Genomic DNA, 17947 nt, shown 5'->3' with positions numbered 1-17947 from the left:
GCGCCGCGGCAGGCCGCAAACAGACACGGCCCCTTGCGGGGCCGTGTCTGCAAGCGTGAGTACCACGCGGTGTCAGCGCAGCACCTGCTCCACCAGCTGCACGTCCGCGCTCTGCAGCGGTTCGGCGGCATTGCGCGACAGCTGCACCTGGTAGGTGCCACCTTCAATCTTCCACTGGCGGGCCTGCGCATCGTAGTGGGCCAGGGTCTTCGGCTCGGCTTCGATACGGATGCGGCGCTGCTCACCCGGCTGCAACTGCACCTTGTCGTAGCCGATCAGCCGGATCGGCGTGCTGCTGCCCGCCGGCAGCTTCAGGTACAGCTGGGCCACATCGGCACCGGCGCGCTTGCCGGTGTTGCGGATGTCCACGCTGGCGACCAGGCGCGAACCTTCCACGCTCACCTTCAGGTTGTCGTAGGCAAAGGAGGTGTAGGACAGGCCATGGCCGAAGGCGAAGGTCGGAGTCAGGCCCTTGGCGGCCATCCACTTGTAGCCGACGTTGGCGCCTTCGATATCGAAATCGAACACATCACCGAACGGTTTGGCCGGCTTGAAGCCCAGGCCATCGATATGCGGGCGCGGCAGCTGCGACTCGTCCGTCACCCAGGTCACCGGCAGGCGGCCGGACGGATTGGCCTGGCCGGTCAGCAGTGCGGCGATGCCCTCGCCACCGCGGATGCCGGGATACCAGGCCTGCAGCATCGCCGGCACCTGCGCCAGCCACGGCGTGCGCACCGGGCCGTTGGTTTCCAGCACCAGCACGGTCTTCGGGTTGGCCTTGGCCACCGCCGAAATCAGCGCATCCTGATTGTCCGGCAGCTGCATGTCCGGCAGATCCACCGATTCGGCGGCCCACTGCGTGGCGAACACGATGGCGACATCCGCCTGTGCGGCGGCCTTGGCTGCAGCCGCGGCATTGTTGCCGTCCACATACGCGATGGTGGCGTCCGGGCGCGCTGCACGCAGCGCTTCCAGCGGCGAGGACGGATGGAACATCACCGGGCCCGGCCAGGTGGTCGGCATCACGCCCGGCACCGCGTTGGTGCCCTTGGCGGTCACGCCCACCATCGACGAACCGCCACCACCGATCACGCCCTTGTCGGCATGGCCGCCGATGATGACGATGCGCTTCACGCTGTCGGCCAGCGGCAACAGGTTGCCTTCATTGCGCAGCAGCACGCTGCCCTCTTCCACCGTGCGCTGTGCCACGGCAAAACCGGCCTCGGCATCAACCTTCTGGTGCTGCGGCGGGTTGTCGAAGTTGCCGTGCAGGAACATCGTGCGCAGGATGCGCGCCACCATGTCGTTCAGGCGCGCCTGCGACACCACGCCGCCGTGCACGGCCAGGCGCAGCGGCTCGTCGAAGAACACCGCCGCGTCGAACACTTCACCGGCCGACTGCTGGTCCAGGCCGGCCAGCGCCGCCTTTGAGCCACTGTGCACGCCACCCCAGTCGGACATCACGAAACCAGGGAACTTCCATTCCTGCTTCAGCACCTGGTTCATCAGGTAGCCGTTCTCGCAGCCGTAGGTGCCGTTGATCTTGTTGTACGAGCACATCGCCACGCCCGGGCGGCCGGTCTCCAGCGCGATCTCGAAGGCCAGCAGGTCGGACTCGTGCATGGCCTGTTCGCCGATGCGTACGTCATGGAAGTTGCGGCGGGTCTCCATGTCGTTCAGCGCGAAGTGCTTCATCGAGGAGATCACGTGCTGGCTCTGCACGCCCTGGATCAACGCGCCGACCATCGAGCCTGCCAGCAGCGGATCTTCGCCGGCGTACTCGAAGTTGCGGCCGTTGCGCGGATCGCGCTGCAGGTTGACGCTGCCGGAAAGCAGGATGTTGAAACGCTGCTGCCAGGCCTCGCGGCCCATCGTCGCGCCGCCTGCGAAAGCCACTTCGCGGTTCCAGCTCGATGCGGTGGACGGGCCGGAGGGCATGGCGGTGGCGAAGTCGCCGGGCCGGATGCCGCCGGGGTTGGTCACACCGACGCCGGCGTCGGCCGACTGCTGCGAGGGAATGCCCAGGCGCGGCACGCCCGGCACGAAACCGGCCGAACCGACCGCGCCGTCCGGCAGCGGGCCGCCGTCCTTGCCCAGCCCGAAGTAGCTGTGCAGCATCTGGAATTTCTCATCCTCGGTCATCGCCTTCAGCAGCAGCGCAGCGCGGGCGTCGGCGTTGAGGGTGGTGTCCATCCACGGCGCATCGCCCCCCTTGTCGGCGGCATAGGCCAGGGTCAGCAGGGTCGCGCGCAGGGCGCTGCCCTCAACCTTGAACGGCGCACTGCTGGCGGCCTGGAAGCCATCGCTGAAGTAGCTGGCATCGGCTTCCGGGACCACCCGCGCCGGATCGAAACCGGCAGCCTTGGCGGAATCGCCAGCAACAGCGCCGAGCAGCACCGCCGGCGCACCCAGCCGCGAACGCGACACCAGGGCCGGCAACTGCAGGGCACCCGCGCCGGCATCGGTGTAGACCGCAACGGTGTGGCGACCGTCATCCAGGCGCAGGTAGTTCAGCCCCGGCTGGTCCGGGCCGGATTCCGCCGCGATCGGCAACCGGGTCAGCACGGCCTGACCGCGCTGGGTCCGACCATCGTCCTTCCCGGCGGCGATGAAGCGGTATTCGTAGCCCAGGCCATCAGCCAGCAGCTGCAGCGGATCGACCTGGTCGATGCTGCGCTGCACCTGCCGCACACTCACGGCATCCACCTGCAGGGATCCAAGCTGGGTGGCCAGGGCCGGCATCGCTTCGGCCGGCGGCGCCTGCTCCAGGGTCAACACGGTGAACGCGGCGGGATCGGCCCACGCCGGCGCGATGACGGCGGCGGACACGGCGAGGGACAGGGCAAGCGGCTTTGTAAACGTTTTCATCGACGGGCGTAATTCCGTTGCCAAGGCAATCGGTCCAGGGAAAATGCCGCCGAAGGGTGCAGCGTTCATGCCGTACAGGCGTTGCCGGGCAACACCTCAGGCCGGAGGGCGGACCGGTCTGCGCGCGGGACCCTCCTCCCGGCGTGACAACCTGCCTGCCCGGGCCACGCACGTGGCCCAACCTGTGAAGATTGTGCGAGGGCGTTCATGCCTGTCAACAGGACCTAAGGCACAGGCCAACCCCTGCACGCCGGTTATCAGTCCATCACCGGCGGTCATCAGTGGGGTGCGCGGCGCTGCCGATAATGGAAGCCCCTGGCCACGGATCACGCCCATGAACGTACATCGCGACTTCGACCATCTCTGGCGCGACCGCTGTGACACCTCCAGCCAACGCAGCCCGCGCGTGCTGATCCGCGTATTCGTCGCTCCCGGCGAACTGGAGCGCAGTGTGGCGTTCTACGAGCAGCTGCAGGGTGTGGTCGCCGATGCCGGGTTTCCGTTTCCCGATGCAGGACTGCGCCTGGCCATGGTCGGTGCCTTCCTGTTGATCGAAGGCAGCGAGACCGCACTGGCACCCTTCACCTCGACCACGGGCACCCTGCTGGTCGACGATGTCCGGCCCTATCACGACAAACTGATCGCTGCCGGGGCCGAGATCATCTTCCCGCTGCAGATCGTCCCGACCGGTGCGGCGTTCAATGCAGTCCATCCCGATGGCACCGTGGTCGAGTACGTGCACCATCGCCCGGATCCGCAGGGGCGGTGAGTGCGGGGCACGTTGATCGATGAACCGCGCCCGCTCTTCAGCAACCTGAAACGCGGCTCCCGAATTCATTAGTAATTCTACTCACGAGGCGAGTAGCATGTCCGGTCTCAGCCCTTGATACCGGCCTGTCGATACTCGCTCCATGCCAGCCGTTTCCGACAACTATTGTCGCTCTCAGCCAGCCCCCACGCGTTTCCGGACGGTGGGCTGATGGGTGCGGTCATTGCCCTCGACCGTCTCCTGGACGGTCGCCAGCTATGGCGCGGTCCGGCGCGGCACGGCCCGGCCAGCGACCATCTGGCCAGTGGCCACCCCGCCCTGGATGCACGCCTGCCCGGGGGGGGATGGCCGGCCAGCGGGCTGTGCGAGGTGCTGCAGGGCGCGCCGGGTGTAGGCGAACTGGCGCTGGTCTGGCCGGCATTGGCAAAGCTGAGCCGCCGCGAGCGGCCGATCGTGCTGGTCGCGCCGCCTTACCGGCCGCATGCGCCGGCCTGGGCCGCGGCCGGGCTGGATCTGGAGCAGCTGCAGATCATCCAGGCCGGGCCGAAGCAGGCGCTGTGGGCCACCGAACAATGCCTGCGCTCGGCGGCCTGCGCGGCAGTGCTGTGCTGGCCACAGCAGGCCGACGACCGCGCCCTGCGCCGCCTGCAGGTAGCCGCCGACAGTGGCCAGTGCCTGGGCTTCGTGTTCCGCGAGGCGCGTGCAGCCCGCAACCCGTCCCCGGCCAGCCTGCGCCTGCAGCTCGACCACGGCCAGGTCCGGGTCCTGAAGTGCCGTGGCGGATTGCCGCCGGCACAGCCGCTGCCACTGGCCATCGCCCACTGAGGCGGCCGCATGGACTGGGCCTGCCTGTTGTTGCCGCAGCTGGCGCTGGATTGCGTGCTGCGCCTGCAAGCGGATCCGCAGCGGCCACTGGTGCTGCTGCAGGGGCCGGCGCAGCGTCGCGTGCTGCGCGCCGTCAGCCCTGCTGCGCGTGCAGCCGGCCTGCGTCCGGGCATGCTGCTGTCGGCCGCACAGGTACTGGTGCAGGACCTGCAGCTGCATGACTACGATCCGGCCACCGAGCTGCACACCCGCCAGTTGCTGGCCAGCTGGCTGTACGGCTTCAGTTCGCAGGTCAGCCTCGACTTTCCCCATGCCCTGGTCCTGGAGATCGGTGCCAGCCGTGCCCTGTTCGGCGATTGGCTGGCGATCGAGCGGCGCCTGCGTGATGGCCTGCATGAACTTGGATTCCGTCACCGCCTGGTCGCGGCGCCCAATCCCCATGCCGCACGGGTGCTGGCCAACGTGCATGATGGCCTCGGTATCGATGCAGGACAGTTGCCAGCCCTGTTGGCGCAGCTGCCCTTGCCGCGCAGCGGGTTGCCGGCCGATGCGGTGACCGTGCTTGGCCGCTCCGGGCTGCGTACGCTGGGGGCAGTGTTCGACCTGCCGCGCGAAAGCCTGGCGCGTCGCTTCGCGCCGGACGTGCTGCAGCAGCTGGACGCGCTGCGTGGCCTGCCCACCGCACCCCTGCGCTACTACCAGCCACCAGACCGTTTCGACGCACGCATCGAATTCGAGTACGAGATCGAATCCAGCCAGGCCCTGCTGTTTCCGCTGCGACGCCTGCTGCTGGATCTGGCGGCCTTCCTGTGCTCGCGCGATGGCGGCGTGCAGCGTTTCGACCTGCATTTCGAACACGACCTGCTGCCTGCCAGCGTGCTGACCATCGGCCTGCTCGCACCCGAGCGCGATGCCGCGCTGCTGTTCGAGATCGCCCGTAACCGCCTGGAGGCTTTCCCGCTGCCGGCGGGCAGCCGGGCCCTGCGCCTGCAGGCCGAACAGCTGCCACCCTTCGTGCCCGCCGCACGCGATCTGTTCGACACCCGCCCGGCACAGGCGATGCCGTGGACCCAGCTGCGCGAGCGCCTGCGTGCACGGCTCGGCGATGACGCCGTGCAGCCCCTTGCCGTGCAGGCCGACCATCGCCCCGAACGCGCCAGTGGCACCCAGGCACCCGCCAGGCCACCGGCGTACTGGCCGCTGCGCCCCGGCTGGTTGCTGGACACACCACAGGTGCTGCGTGACCCGCGGCTGCGCATCGTCACCGGGCCGGAGCGGATCGAATCAGGCTGGTGGGACCACGCCGATGCGCGCCGTGACTACTACGTGGTGGAAACCGCACACGGCCAGCGCGGCTGGGCCTTCCGCGAGCGCAATGATCCACATGCACCGTGGATGCTGCACGGCTGGTTCGGCTGAACCACCATGCATGATGAACTGCCCGGCTATGCCGAACTGCACTGCCTGTCGGCCTTCAGCTTCCAGCGCGGTGCCTCCACCGCCGAGGAACTGTTCGCACGTGCCCGCGGCCAGGACTACCGCGCGCTGGCGATCACTGACGAGTGTTCGCTGGCTGGCATCGTGCGCGCCTGGCAGGCAGCGAAGACACAGGGCGTGGCGCTCATCGTCGGTGCCGAGTTCCAGGTCGAAGAGGGACCGAAGCTGGCGCTGCTGTGCACCGACCAGGCTGCCTACGCCGGGTTGTGCCAGTTGATCACCACCTGCCGGCGGCGGGCCGGCAAGGGCGAGTACCGCTGCCTGCGCGATGACCTGTCCGGCCTGCCCGACGGCCTGTTGTGCCTGTGGCTGGACCGGCAGCCCGCCGCCACCGATCTGCCACTGCTGCGCGCAGCCTTCAAGGACCGCCTGTGGCTGGCGGTGGAACTGCATCATGAGCACGACGACGCGCGCCGCCTGCAGCAGCTGCAGGCGTTCGGCGAACGCCACGGCCTGCCGCTGGTCGCCAGCGGCGATGTGCACATGCATGTGCGCCGCCGCCGCGCGCTGCAGGACACGCTGACCGCGATCCGTCACCGCTGCAGCGTGGCCGAAGCCGGCTGGCGCCTGTTCCCCAATGGCGAACGCCATCTGCGCCCGCGCACCGCGCTGGCCCGGTTGTACCCCCCTGCACTGCTGGCCGAGACCGTGCGCATCGCCGAGCGCTGCCACTTCACCCTGGACCAGTTGAAGTACACCTACCCGCGTGAACTGGTGCCGGAAGGTCATGACCCGGACAGCTGGTTGCGCGAGCTGGTGGAAGAAAAGATTCCCTGGCGCTGGCCGGAGGGCATCCAGGAACCACAGCGCAGGCAGATCGAGCACGAGCTGGCATTGATCAAGAAGAAGAACTATGCCTCCTACTTCCTCACCGTGCACGACATCGTGCGCTTCGCCCGCAGCCAGGACATCCTCTGCCAGGGCCGCGGCTCGGCCGCCAATTCAACGGTGTGCTTCGTACTGGGCGTGACCGAGATCGACCCCGCGCGCAGCAATCTGCTGTTCGAGCGCTTCATCTCCGCCGAGCGGAATGAACCACCGGATATCGATATCGATTTCGAGCATGAACGGCGCGAGGAAGTCCTGCAGTACGTGTTCAAGCGCTATGGCCGCGAACGCGCCGCGTTGACGGCGGTGGCGATCAGCTATCGCGGCCGCAGTGCGATCCGTGATGTCGCCCGCGCGCTGGGACTGCCGATGGACCAGGTCAATGAACTGGGCGCGGCGATGGACCATTGGGGTGGCAACATTCCGCTACCGGAAACCCTGCGCGAGCGCGGCTTCGACCCGGAGACGCCGCTGATGCGGCGACTGCTGTCATTGACCGCCGAGCTGATCGACTTCCCGCGCCACCTGTCGCAGCATCCGGGCGGTTTCGTGATTTCCGAACACCCGCTGTCGACGCTGGTGCCGGTGGAGAACGCAGCGATGGCCGACCGCACCGTCATCCAGTGGGACAAGGACGATCTGGATGCCACAGGCCTGATGAAGGTCGACTGCCTGGCGCTGGGCATGCTCACCGCCATCCGCAAATGCCTGGCAATGCTGAAGCAGCATGGCCTGCACGAAGGACGCATGGATGCGATCCCGCCCAAGGATGCGAAGACCTTCGACATGATCTGCGCCGCCGACACCATCGGCGTGTTCCAGATCGAATCGCGCGCGCAGATGGCGATGCTGCCGCGCATGCAGCCGCGCACGTTCTATGACCTGGTGATCGAAGTCGCGATCGTGCGACCCGGTCCGATCCAGGGCGACATGGTGCATCCCTATCTGGAGCGGCGGCGGATCCTGCGCGAGCACGGCCCTGATGCACTGAACGATCCACACAATCCGCTCTACCCACCGCGGCTGGAACGCGTGTTCGCACGTACGCTGGGCGTGCCATTGTTCCAGGAACAGGTGATGCAGCTGGCGGTGGATGCGGCCGGTTATACCCCGGGCGAGGCCGATGCCCTGCGCCGTTCGATGGCGGCCTGGAAGCGCCGCGGCGGGCTGGAGCCGCATCGCGAGAAGCTGTTGGCCGGCATGCTGGAGAACGGCTTCAGTCGCGAATACGGCGAGCACCTGTTCGAGCAGATCAAGGGCTTCGGCGATTACGGCTTCCCGGAAAGCCACGCCGCCAGCTTCGCCCTGCTGACCTATAACAGCTGCTGGCTGAAGTGCCATCATCCGGCCGCGTTCACCGCCAGCCTGATCAACAGCCAGCCACTGGGGTTCTACAGCCCCGACCAGCTGCTGCAGGATGCGCGCCGGCACGGCATCATCGTGCTGCCGGTGGACGTGCGCCACAGCGACTGGGACTGCACGCTGGATTTCAGCAGGGGTCCCGCGGCGATCCGGCTGGGCCTGCGCCTGGTCGATGGCTGCAACGAACAGGTGGCACAGGCCATCATGCGCGAACGCGCGCGACGGCCATTCGACGATGTCGGCGATCTGTGCCAGCGCACCGTCCTGGACCGGCGCCATCAGGGCCTGCTGGCCGATGCCGGCGCGCTGCGCGGCCTCAGCGGGCATCGTCATCGTGCGCGCTGGGATGTCTCCGGCGTGGAAAACCGCCTGCCGCTGTTCGATCAGGCCCGCACCACCGCTGAAGCACGCGTGCCATTGCCGTTGCCCAGTGCGTGGGAAGACATGCAGGCCGACTACCGCAGCATCGGCACTACCCTGGGTCGCCATCCCATGTCATTCCTGCGCACGCAGCTGCGCAGCCGCGGCTGCCTCGACGCCGCACAACTGGCCAGCCACGGCCATGGCCGCCGCGTACGCATCGCCGGGCTGGTACGCATGCGCCAGCGTCCCCAGACCGCCAGCGGCGTCACCTTCCTTACCCTGGAAGATGAAACCGGCATGGTCAATGCCGTGGTCTGGCGGCACCTGGCCGACCGGCAGCACCGTGTACTGGTCGATACCCAGTTGATGCAGATCGACGGCCGCCTGGAGCGTGTCGATGGCGTGCAGCATGTGATCGTGCAACGCATGCACTGCCTGGATGAACTGCTGCAGGGCCTGCGCAGCCGAAGCCGCGACTTCCACTGAGGACACACCGCATCACACAGCGAACTGGTCATGGGCGGCCCGCTTCCGTTATCGTCGGCACATCCAAGGAAGGACGATCCGATGCCCCGTGCACTCACGCTGACCACGCTGCTGGTCTCCACCCTCGCCCTGCTCGTTTCCGGCTGGACTGCCTGGAGCCTGCATCGCAGCCAATCGCCGCAGCGGGTGATCGAAGCCCGGGGCCTGGTCATCCACGATGGCGCCGGTCAGGCGCGGGTGATCCTGGGCGCCCCGGTGCCCGACCCGCGCAGTCGCGGCCAGGTGCAGGGAACACGTGCCAGCGCCCTGTCCGGCCTGGTTCTGCTGGGTCCGGACGGCTCCGAACGCGGCGGCTACGGCACGACCGACCACGGTGGCGAAGCCCTGCTGACGCTTGACGATGCAGCCGGCACCACCGAAGTGTTCAAGGTGGTCGCCAACCCCGACCGCGGCGCCAGCCTGATGGTCAAACACCAGAACAACACCGGCGCGATGCTCACCTCCTGGCAGGGCAAGCCGGAGTTGATGTTCGTAGATGACAGCGGACAGTCCTACTACGTGCGCCCCGGCGTCAGTGCCGCGCCCTGAAGGACGCGGGTTCATCATCCCAGCACGGCCGCCAGGTCATCGGCCAGCTGTCGCTGCTGCGGTGTTCCCAGCGCCGCACAGGTGATGCGCAGGCCATGACCGGGGGCGGAAACCGCGAACACTTCGCCGGCACGCACATGCCAGCCGCGGGCGGCCAGCGCCAGTACCTGCGGGCGGCTGTCATCCTGCAGCGGCAACCACAGGTTCAACCCCTCCATCGGCACGGCCTGCTGCACGCCCCGCGCCTGCAGCAGCATCTGCAGCGACTGCAACCGCTGCTGGTAACGCACGCCGGCCGAAGCGATCTTCGCCCGCTGCGGGGCTGATTCCAGCACCGAGACCGCCGCGTCCTGCAGCAGGTGGCTGACCCAGCCGGTTCCCGCTGCCAGCCGCAGGCGCAGCCGTACTGCGGTTTCCTCATCGCAGGCCAGCCACGCCAGGCGCAGATCCGGGCCCAACGGCTTGGACAGCGAGCGCAGCAGTGCCCAGCGCCGGCCATCGACGGGCAGCACCGAGTGGTAGGCCTGCTGCGAGAGCAACGCGTAATGATCGTCGATCAGCACTGCCACCTGCGGGTAGCCGGCCAGCAGCTGGCGCAGTGCCCGCGCCCGCTTCGCATCCAGGCTGGCGCCGGTAGGATTGTGTGCGCGCGGCGTCAGCAGTACCGCGCGTGCGCCAGCCTCCAGCGCCCGCCGCAGCGACGCCACCTGCATCCCATGCGTGTCCACCGCCACGGGCAGCGGCGTGTGGCCAGCGGCATTGAGCACGTTGAGGCTGCCAAGGAAGCAGGGATCCTCCACAGCGATGCGGTCACCGGGCAGCAGCCAGGCAGCCAGCAGGCGTTCGATGCCATCGACCGCACCGTGGCTCAGCTCCAGGGCGTAGCCCTGCGGACAATCGGCATCCAGCGACGCACGTGCCAGCCGCTGCATGCGCGGGTCGACCGTACCCACGCCATACAGCCGAGGTGGCGCCGGTGCCAGGCGCAGGCTCGGCAACAGCCGTGGGTCCGGATTGCCACCTGCCAGATCGTTCAGCGCCAGCCCCGGCGGACTGCCTTCGCGCGCGACGGGGGCCGGCACGCCACGCACCGTGGTACCGCGCCGCCCCCCCGTACTGGCCAGGCCCGCCGCGTCCAGCCGCTTGTACGCGGCCGCCACCGTGTTGCGGTTGACGCCCAGCCGCTCGGCCAGCTCGCGTACCGGCGGCAGCACGCTGCCGGCGGTCAGCCGCCCGTCGCCGATGCCCTCGCGGATGCTGTCGAAGATCGATTCGGCACTGTGCCCGGTGATTTTCATTTTGTCCTATGCCAAAATAAATCTTGTCCTGTGCCAGTGTATCCCACCCTGGCCACCCTGCATTGGAGGTGCACGCATGCCCCTTGCCGCCGCCGACTGGCCTGTCGCCCAGTCCGTCGAACAGATCGCCCGCAACCTGCTCACGGTGCGCCAGCGCATCGCGCGGGCCTGTGCCCGCGCGGGCCGCGACCCGCAGAGCGTGCGCCTGCTGCCGGTCAGCAAGACCGTGGATGAGGCGCGCATCCGCATGGCCGTGGCTGCCGGCTGCCATGAGCTGGGTGAGAACAAGGTGCAGGAGGCACAGCGCAAGGCCGAGTCGATGGCCGACCTTGGCGTGCGCTGGTCGGTGATCGGCCACCTGCAGACCAACAAGGCCCGCCATGTGGCGCACTTCGCCAGTGAATTCCAGGCGCTGGACAGCCTGCGCGTGGCCGAAGCGCTGCAGCAGCGCCTGCTGCTTGAGGACCGCACTCTGGACGTGTTCGTGCAGGTCAACACCTCCGCCGAACCCAGCAAGTACGGCCTGGAGCCCGGCGCCGTCGACGCTTTCGTGCAGCAGCTGCCCATGTTCGACCGCCTGCGCGTACGCGGATTGATGACCCTGGCCATCTTCACTCCGGAGGTGGAACGCGTACGCGCCTGCTTCGTCCGCCTGCGCACGCTGCGCGACCAGCTGCAGCGCAGCGCGCCGACCGGCATCGACCTGTCGCAGCTGTCGATGGGCATGTCCGGCGACTTCGAGGTCGCCATCGAGGAGGGCGCCACCGTGGTCCGCGTCGGCCAGGCCATCTTCGGAGCACGCGCGACACCGGACAGCGCCTACTGGCCCACCCGTGGAGGGGCCGCATGAAGCACGCAGTCGTCCTGCAACACATCGCCTTCGAAGACCTCGGCACGCTGCAGCCGCTGCTGTTGGCCCAGGGCTGGCAGCTGCACGTGCTGCAGGCCGGCATCGATGCGCTTGACGCGGCCGAAGCGGCTGATCTGCTGGTCGTACTGGGAGGCCCGGTCAGCGTCAACGATGGCCTGCTCTACCCCTTCCTGGCTGACAGCATCGCGCTGCTGCAACGGCGCCTGCACCTGCAGCGGCCGACCCTCGGCATCTGCCTGGGTGCGCAGCTTATGGCACGTGCGCTGGGGGCGGAGGTGGCGCCCAGCGGAGGCAAGGAAATCGGATTCGCGCCACTGCTGCTGACCGACGAGGGCCAGCGTTCTCCCCTGCTGGCATTGCAGGGCATTCCTGTGCTGCATTGGCATGGCGAAGCCTTCGAACTCCCGGACGGTGCGCACCGTCTTGCCAGCACACCCGCCTGCCGCCACCAGGCCTTTTCCATCGGGAAGCATGCACTGGCCCTGCAGTGCCACCCGGAACTGGACGCGCGGCAGTTCGAACGCTGGCTGATCGGCCACGCGCTCGAGCTGGCCCAGGCGGGCATCGACCCGAACGATCTTCGCGCGCAGGCACGCCGCTATGGCGCCCCGCTGGCCGCAGCCGCGACTGCGATGTTCAACCACTGGCTGCAGGAACTACCGGAGAACGCACGATGAACTACCGCCTGCTGGTCCACCGTCACGGCGCCTACTGGGGTCATTTCGACTGCCAAGGGGCCGATGCGCTGCAACGCCTGGAGACCATCGCCGCGCACCTGCCCAACGCAGCGGGATTCCAGCTGCAACGCCAGAAGGGCATTGGCGAGGAACGCATCCTGTCCAGCAATGCCGAAGGCCTGCGTGTGCTCGCTGCACAGATCCAGTACCGCGACCTCTGACGCAGAGCGCGCTGCCGGCCCGCTCGCCTTCGATGCACCGTCACCATGGATGCAAATGATTCTCTTTTACTGTAAGGTGCAGGCGCTGCCCTTGCCGCCGCGGGCTGTTCCCTTTCCCAGTTGTAGCCCGCCCCGTGTCCACGCCTGTCGAACCGACGGATGTCGCGCATCTGTGCGCCGCCCATTACCGGCCGCTGCACGCCCACGTCCGCCGCAAACTCCCGCAACGCAGCGATGCCGATGACGTCGTCCAGGAGACCTGGCTGCGTGTCGTCAAGGTCGCCGCCAGTGGCCTGCTCAGCAATGGCCGCGCCTACCTGTACCGCGTCGCCCACAACCTGATCGCCGACCATTACCGGCAACGCCAGCGCCGCCGGGAAGACCCGCTGGACGAAGCATCTCTGACCACCCTCGCCGATCCGGCGCCCCTGCCGGAACAACGCCTGCTCGATCTCGAACAACTGCGTCACCTGGACGCGATCATCGCCGCCCTGCCGCCGCGCTCGCGGCAGGTGTTCCTGCTGGCCCGGGTCGAACAGATGGCCTTGGCCGAAATCGGTCGCCAGCTCGGCATCAGCCGGCAGACCGTGCATGGACACCTGCTGCGCGCGCTGGTCGCGCTGCAACAGGTGCCCGGCCCATGAGCCAGGACACGATCGCACGCGAAGCCGCACGCTGGTGGCTCGACGGCCATGACGGTACGCGCGACGAGCGCGCGTTCGCCCACTGGTATCAGGCAGACCCGCGCCATGCAGCACAGTACCTGCACCTGCAGCAGCTGTGGCAGGCCGGTGCCGGCCTGCCCAGCCTGCAACGCCAGCAGCAGCGTCACCGCCGGCGCGCCCTGCGCGAGGCGGGCATCGGCGCCCTGCTGCTGTGCGTGCTGGGCCTGTCGCTCCGCCAGGACGCACCGCCGCCAGAACTGGTGCTGCGCACCACCGTCGGCGAGATCCGCGAGACACCCTTGCAGGACGGTTCGCGCGTCGTGCTGTCTCCGGGCAGCGAGGTGCGCGTGCGCATCGGCGGGCAGCGCCGGCAGCTGCAGCTCAAGAAGGGACAGGCCTGGTTCCAGGTTGCCGCCGATGCCGACCGGCCGTTCCAGGTGCGCACGCCGCATGGCAGGGTCACCGCGCTGGGCACCGCATTCGATGTCGCCGTGCAGAACGGCAGCAGCGTGGTGACTGTCACCGAACACCAGGTGCGGGTGGACAGCGGCAGCGGCAGCGGAGAGGCAAGCCAGGGCGAACAACTGCGCTTCGATGGCCAGACACCCGGCCCCCCGTCGGCCGCACCGGCAGGCGTGCTCGCCTGGCGCGAGCGGCGCCTGCACTGGGTATCGGCACCATTGGAGGATGTCGCCCGGGGGCTGGACCGCTGGGACGGTGGGCACACCTGGATCATGGGCGCGCGCCTGCGCCAGCAGCGGGTCACCGTGCTGGGCAATGCCACCGGCGCCACCGGCACCCGCGACCAGCTCGCCCGGCAATTGCAGGTCCGCGTGCTGCGCATCGGTCCCGGACTGCAGCTGTGGCTGTCATCAACGCACGGCACCGGCCATGCACCCTGACATCGTCCCTGCCCGTGCGTCTTCCCAGGCTGACGACGCTCTGCGTCACTCCCTGGAGACCTCGATGCTGTCCCACCGCCCCCTTGTCCTGGCCTTGTCGCTGGCCTGCGCCAGCCCGGTTCCATTCCTGTCCGGCCACGCCCAGGCACAGACCGCAACCCGCCACTACGACCTGCCTGCACAGCCGCTGGCCGGCGCACTGGATGCCTACAGCCGGCTCACCGGCATCGATCTGGTGATCGGTGGCGCGCTGCCCCAGCGCCAGATGGCGCCCGCGCTGCGCGGCAACTTCGACGACAGGCAGGCGCTGTCACAATTGTTGGCCGGCACCGGCCTGCGGCCCCGCTTCATCGATGCAAGGCGTGCCACCCTCGAGCCGGCGCCTGCCGAGTCCAGCGATGGCAGCCGCCGCACCGGTCCGTTGCGCGTGCAGGGCACTCCTGCGCAGGGCCATGCGCCCGGCACCGGCGCCAGCCAGTACGTCCCCGCCACCCGCGATGGCTTCGCGCCAGCCGTTGGCAGCGAACGCGTGGCGATGGCCGAACGCCAGGATGGCAACAGCCTGCTGCGCTCGATGCCCGGCACGCACAGCTTCCACTCGCGCAGCCAGCCCGGCCTCCAGGTCAACATCCGTGGCATGACCGGCGCCGGCCGCGTCAACACGATGATCGACGGTGTCACCCAGACCTTCCGCAACAACGCCGGGCACGGCTCCGGGGGCCCGTTCGCCTATGTCGATCCATTCCTGCTGGCCGGGGTGGATGTGCAGCGCGGTGCCGTCGCTGGCGGCGATGGCGCTGGCACCCTGGCCGGTACCGCCAACTTCCGCACGCTGGATATCGATGACCTGCTGGGTGAGAGCCGCGACTGGGGCCTGCGCGCCGGCTACCGGCACGGCGACAACGGCTATGGCACTGGCCGCACCTTCGCCGGCGCCTGGCGCCACAGCGAGGAAGGCGGTGACCGCCAGTTCGGCCTGCTTGCGGCGGCCAGCAGCAGCCGCAGCAGCGAGTACGCGACCGCCAACGGGCAGAAGAACAGCGCCGACCCGGGCAGCCAGCACCCCAGAAGCTGGCTGCTCAAGGCCCGCCTGCAACCCAGTGAGCTGCACCGGCTGGACCTGAGCCACATGCGCTACGAGAACGACTTCTATCACAACTACCCGTGGCAGATTTCGGCACGCAACCAGCGCGCCAGCTATCACTACACGCCCTACACGCCCTGGATCGATCTGCGCGCCAGCTTCGCCGCCAACAAGACGCGGCTGTTCTATCCGCCGGTGGAAGTGTCCAGCTACATCGGCCGGCGTACCCACAGCAGCCTGAGCAGCTGGAACATCGACAACACCAGCCGCTTCGAGATCGGCTCGTTGCAGGCACGCTGGAACACAGGCCTCAAGCACCAGTCGGACATTTTCGTTGCTGATACGCCCACCCTGCGCGGCGCCAACCCGCAGGGGCGCAGCCAGCTGGACAGCGTGTTCAGTACGCTCGAACTGCAGTACGGCATCTACGCACTGACCACCGGGCTGCGCCAGGATCGCTACGGCATCCGCGGGCACATCCCGGCCTGTTCGGATGTGCCGGGCCAGTGCACCCGGATCAACGGCGGGGGCATCGACATCCGCCGCCGCCAACACGCACTCAGTCCCAGCCTCTCGGTTTCGTTGCAGGCAACCGACTGGCTGCAGCTGTACGCCGAGGCCTCGCGAACATCGCGGCCGCCACGCGTGCAGGAGATGTTCTTCGAGAAGATTCCGCTGGAAGGCATGAGCGATGCCGATGGCGTAGGCGCCAATCCATTCCTGCGTCGCGAACGCTCGCGCAACCTGCAGTTCGGCGCCAATCTCAGCACCGACTCGCTGCTGCGCGACGGCGACCTGGCCCAGTTGCGGGTAACCCGCTTCGACAACCGCATTCGCGACTACATCAAGCCGCAGTACCTGCTGATCGTGCATCCACCGGAAATCGAGCCCGTCGTGGTACCGATCGACAGCGACCCGCAGCTTTCGGCCTGGACCGATGCGCTGGATGTGGACGACTTCAGCGTCACCACCCGCTGGATGAACGACCCGGGCGTGGTGCGCATGCGTGGCATCGAGCTGGAGGCCCACTACGCCAGCGAGCACTATCACGCGACGCTGAGCTGGACACGATCACACACCAGCGCGCCCACCATCGAGTTCGTCAACCTGGAAGACATCACCGCGCTTCCCGACCGCTACTGGACGCTGGACGTCGGCGGTCGCTGGTGGCAGCAGCGCGTGCAGGCCGGCGTGCGCGCCGAATACTCCGGCCCCACTGAGGAAGGCTACGACTTCTTCCAGACCCGCAAGACCCGCGGCACGGGTGTGCTGCTGCACTTCTACGCCAGCTTCAAGCCACAGGCCAGCACCACCGTATGGCTGAACATCGAAAACCTGCAAAACAAAGCCTATGACAACAATGCCTCGATCGACAGCATCTTCAGCCCGATCCTGGACCGCGGCAACGGCCGCGGCCGCACCGTCTCGATGGGCGTCAACGTGGCGTTCTAGCCGACGCTGGTTGCCGCTGTGCCTGCTTGCCGTGCTGGCGACCGGGCAGGCCCAGTCGATGCCCGGCACGGTGATCGACCTGGCCAGCGGCCGGCCGTTGCAGGAAGCGGCGTTCGTGCAGCGCGTCGCCGCCGCCCGGCACCTGTTGCTGGGGGAACGCCATGACGTCGCCGCCGACCATGCCGCCGAACGCTGGCTGTTGCAGGCCCTGCACCAGCAGCGACCACAGGGTGCGCTGGTCCTGGAGATGATCGGCAGTGAACGCCAGCCCCGCCTGCAGCGCGTGCAGCGCTGGCTGGACAAGGGCAACCGTGCCGACGGGCAACACCTGCAGGACCTGCTGGGCTGGGACCCCCGTTGGCCGTGGTCGGCCTATGGCGGACTGGTGCAGGATGCCGCCGCTGCAGGCATCGCCCTGCACGGTGGCAACCTCTCGCGTGCGGAGGTCGACGCGCTGCTCGCTTCGTCGGCACCGGCGCGCTTCCCGGTGCCTGGCGCACGCCACCGCCTGTCGAACGTAGTGCTGGCCCAGCACGCCGACGCCGCACCGCTGCTGGAAGGCATGCTGGCCGTTCAGCAGGCCCGCGATTCGCGTATGGCGCAGGTACTGGCGGTCGCACAGACACCCGCGCTGCTGGTTGCCGGCCGCTGGCATGTGCTGCGCGGCACCGGCGTACCGGGCTATCTGCCCGCATCCGCGCCTGCGCTGGTGGTCGCTCTGGCATCGGCGGAAGAAGCCATCGACGCCAGCGACGCCGACCTGCTGTGGGTGATCGCAGATGAGTGAACGCAGGCAACACTGGCAGGCAATGGCGATCACCGTCGGGATCCACCTGCTGCCGCTGCTGCTGCTCGTGCACTGGGTGGCAGCCCCGCCTACGCTGCCGGCGCCAGAGCAGGATGTGCGCATCAGCCTGCGCCTGCTTGCGCCGGCTGCACCGCCACAGCCTGTGGAGGAACGCCAGGCCGAACAGCCCAGCCAGGCGCAACAGGCGCGCGCCGCGCAGCCACGGAAATCGCCGCCGCCACCCGCGCCGACCCACGCGCGTGAAGGCGAACTGGCCGCTAGCGAGATCGCCGGCGCCGGCCGGCAACCCACGCGGGTCGCCCCACCTGCGGCCGCGGCCGATGCCCGTCCCGCACCGGCATCGCTCACGGCCGCGCCGCCTGCTCCAGACGCCCCACCCGCGG

Annotated in this window: 14 protein-coding genes and 1 pseudogene; 13 read left to right on the top strand and 2 right to left on the bottom strand. The window is 68.5% G+C overall.

From position 1 onward, the window contains the following. Nucleotides 1-72 precede the first annotated feature (72 nt). On the bottom strand, nucleotides 73-2868 hold the full coding sequence (locus QMZ25_RS17705) for a glycoside hydrolase family 3 C-terminal domain-containing protein (RefSeq protein WP_283220053.1): 2796 nt from the start codon (nucleotides 2866-2868) through the stop codon (nucleotides 73-75). A 334-nt stretch (nucleotides 2869-3202) separates the two neighbouring features. Between QMZ25_RS17705 and QMZ25_RS17700 the strand changes: the two genes are divergently transcribed. From QMZ25_RS17700 to QMZ25_RS17680, 5 genes are all read left to right on the top strand, one after another. Then, nucleotides 3203-3637, top strand: coding sequence for a glyoxalase/bleomycin resistance/dioxygenase family protein (locus QMZ25_RS17700; RefSeq protein WP_053517644.1), 435 nt, complete (start codon nucleotides 3203-3205; stop codon nucleotides 3635-3637). A gap of 210 nt (nucleotides 3638-3847) precedes the next feature. Further along, complete coding sequence (gene imuA, locus QMZ25_RS17695; RefSeq protein ID WP_283220052.1) at nucleotides 3848-4462, top strand: translesion DNA synthesis-associated protein ImuA; 615 nt, start codon at nucleotides 3848-3850, stop codon at nucleotides 4460-4462. 9 nt (nucleotides 4463-4471) lie between these two features. Beyond that, complete coding sequence (locus QMZ25_RS17690; protein WP_065182747.1) at nucleotides 4472-5881, top strand: DNA polymerase Y family protein; 1410 nt, start codon at nucleotides 4472-4474, stop codon at nucleotides 5879-5881. 6 nt (nucleotides 5882-5887) lie between these two features. Next, the gene (locus QMZ25_RS17685) at nucleotides 5888-8998 is read left to right on the top strand and encodes an error-prone DNA polymerase (RefSeq protein WP_283220051.1); all 3111 of its coding nucleotides are present in this window, start codon (nucleotides 5888-5890) and stop codon (nucleotides 8996-8998) included. 81 nt (nucleotides 8999-9079) lie between these two features. Beyond that, nucleotides 9080-9586 carry a hypothetical protein gene (locus QMZ25_RS17680; RefSeq protein ID WP_053517653.1) on the top strand — a complete coding sequence of 169 codons (507 nt, stop codon included), beginning with the start codon at nucleotides 9080-9082 and terminating at the stop codon, nucleotides 9584-9586. Nucleotides 9587-9600: 14 nt separating this feature from the next. On the opposite strand, the gene ptsJ is transcribed toward QMZ25_RS17680, so the two are convergent. After that, the gene (ptsJ, locus tag QMZ25_RS17675; protein WP_065182745.1) at nucleotides 9601-10884 is read right to left on the bottom strand and encodes a transcriptional regulator PtsJ; all 1284 of its coding nucleotides are present in this window, start codon (nucleotides 10882-10884) and stop codon (nucleotides 9601-9603) included. A 76-nt stretch (nucleotides 10885-10960) separates the two neighbouring features. On the opposite strand from ptsJ, the gene QMZ25_RS17670 reads away from it, so the two are divergent. From QMZ25_RS17670 to QMZ25_RS17635, 8 genes and pseudogenes are all read left to right on the top strand, one after another. Beyond that, the gene (locus QMZ25_RS17670; protein WP_283220050.1) at nucleotides 10961-11734 is read left to right on the top strand and encodes a YggS family pyridoxal phosphate-dependent enzyme; all 774 of its coding nucleotides are present in this window, start codon (nucleotides 10961-10963) and stop codon (nucleotides 11732-11734) included. Next, nucleotides 11731-12432 (top strand): glutamine amidotransferase, encoded by a 702-nt coding sequence (locus QMZ25_RS17665; RefSeq protein WP_065182743.1) that lies wholly within the window; start codon nucleotides 11731-11733, stop codon nucleotides 12430-12432. The genes QMZ25_RS17670 and QMZ25_RS17665 overlap by 4 nt, the downstream gene beginning before the upstream one ends. Further along, nucleotides 12429-12653: a hypothetical protein gene (locus tag QMZ25_RS17660; protein ID WP_053517658.1), complete on the top strand. Its 225-nt coding sequence runs from the start codon at nucleotides 12429-12431 to the stop codon at nucleotides 12651-12653. Before QMZ25_RS17665 ends, QMZ25_RS17660 begins: the two co-directional genes overlap by 4 nt. A 134-nt stretch (nucleotides 12654-12787) precedes the next feature. Continuing rightward, on the top strand, nucleotides 12788-13297 hold the full coding sequence (locus tag QMZ25_RS17655) for an RNA polymerase sigma factor (RefSeq protein ID WP_053517659.1): 510 nt from the start codon (nucleotides 12788-12790) through the stop codon (nucleotides 13295-13297). After that, nucleotides 13294-14220, top strand: coding sequence for a FecR domain-containing protein (locus tag QMZ25_RS17650; protein WP_283220049.1), 927 nt, complete (start codon nucleotides 13294-13296; stop codon nucleotides 14218-14220). Before QMZ25_RS17655 ends, QMZ25_RS17650 begins: the two co-directional genes overlap by 4 nt. 64 nt (nucleotides 14221-14284) lie before the next feature. Continuing rightward, nucleotides 14285-16756: a TonB-dependent receptor gene (locus QMZ25_RS17645; protein ID WP_283220048.1), complete on the top strand. Its 2472-nt coding sequence runs from the start codon at nucleotides 14285-14287 to the stop codon at nucleotides 16754-16756. A 10-nt stretch (nucleotides 16757-16766) separates the two neighbouring features. Continuing rightward, nucleotides 16767-17543, top strand: coding sequence for a ChaN family lipoprotein (locus QMZ25_RS17640; protein ID WP_283220047.1), 777 nt, complete (start codon nucleotides 16767-16769; stop codon nucleotides 17541-17543). Next, nucleotides 17536-17947 (top strand): annotated as a pseudogene (locus QMZ25_RS17635) (energy transducer TonB); the annotation flags it as partial. The gene QMZ25_RS17640 and the pseudogene QMZ25_RS17635, both read left to right, overlap by 8 nt.

The organism is Stenotrophomonas sp. RS-48, assembly GCF_030053245.1.
Taxonomy (GTDB): Bacteria; Pseudomonadota; Gammaproteobacteria; order Xanthomonadales; family Xanthomonadaceae; genus Stenotrophomonas; species Stenotrophomonas maltophilia_P.
Note: the sequence above shows the minus strand (reverse complement) of the source record. Positions and strands in the feature narration are given on the sequence as shown.

Excerpts from the sequence above, each read along its gene's own strand:
- QMZ25_RS17705 (WP_283220053.1), bottom strand. The coding sequence starts at position 2,868 with ATGAAAACGTTTACAAAGCCGCTTGCCCTGTCCCTCGCCGTGTCCGCC.
- QMZ25_RS17700 (WP_053517644.1), top strand. The coding sequence starts at position 3,203 with ATGAACGTACATCGCGACTTCGACCATCTCTGGCGCGACCGCTGTGAC.
- imuA (WP_283220052.1), top strand. The coding sequence starts at position 3,848 with ATGGGTGCGGTCATTGCCCTCGACCGTCTCCTGGACGGTCGCCAGCTA.
- QMZ25_RS17690 (WP_065182747.1), top strand. The coding sequence starts at position 4,472 with ATGGACTGGGCCTGCCTGTTGTTGCCGCAGCTGGCGCTGGATTGCGTG.
- QMZ25_RS17685 (WP_283220051.1), top strand. The coding sequence starts at position 5,888 with ATGCATGATGAACTGCCCGGCTATGCCGAACTGCACTGCCTGTCGGCC.
- QMZ25_RS17680 (WP_053517653.1), top strand. The coding sequence starts at position 9,080 with ATGCCCCGTGCACTCACGCTGACCACGCTGCTGGTCTCCACCCTCGCC.
- ptsJ (WP_065182745.1), bottom strand. The coding sequence starts at position 10,884 with ATGAAAATCACCGGGCACAGTGCCGAATCGATCTTCGACAGCATCCGC.
- QMZ25_RS17670 (WP_283220050.1), top strand. The coding sequence starts at position 10,961 with ATGCCCCTTGCCGCCGCCGACTGGCCTGTCGCCCAGTCCGTCGAACAG.
- QMZ25_RS17665 (WP_065182743.1), top strand. The coding sequence starts at position 11,731 with ATGAAGCACGCAGTCGTCCTGCAACACATCGCCTTCGAAGACCTCGGC.
- QMZ25_RS17660 (WP_053517658.1), top strand. The coding sequence starts at position 12,429 with ATGAACTACCGCCTGCTGGTCCACCGTCACGGCGCCTACTGGGGTCAT.
- QMZ25_RS17650 (WP_283220049.1), top strand. The coding sequence starts at position 13,294 with ATGAGCCAGGACACGATCGCACGCGAAGCCGCACGCTGGTGGCTCGAC.
- QMZ25_RS17645 (WP_283220048.1), top strand. The coding sequence starts at position 14,285 with ATGCTGTCCCACCGCCCCCTTGTCCTGGCCTTGTCGCTGGCCTGCGCC.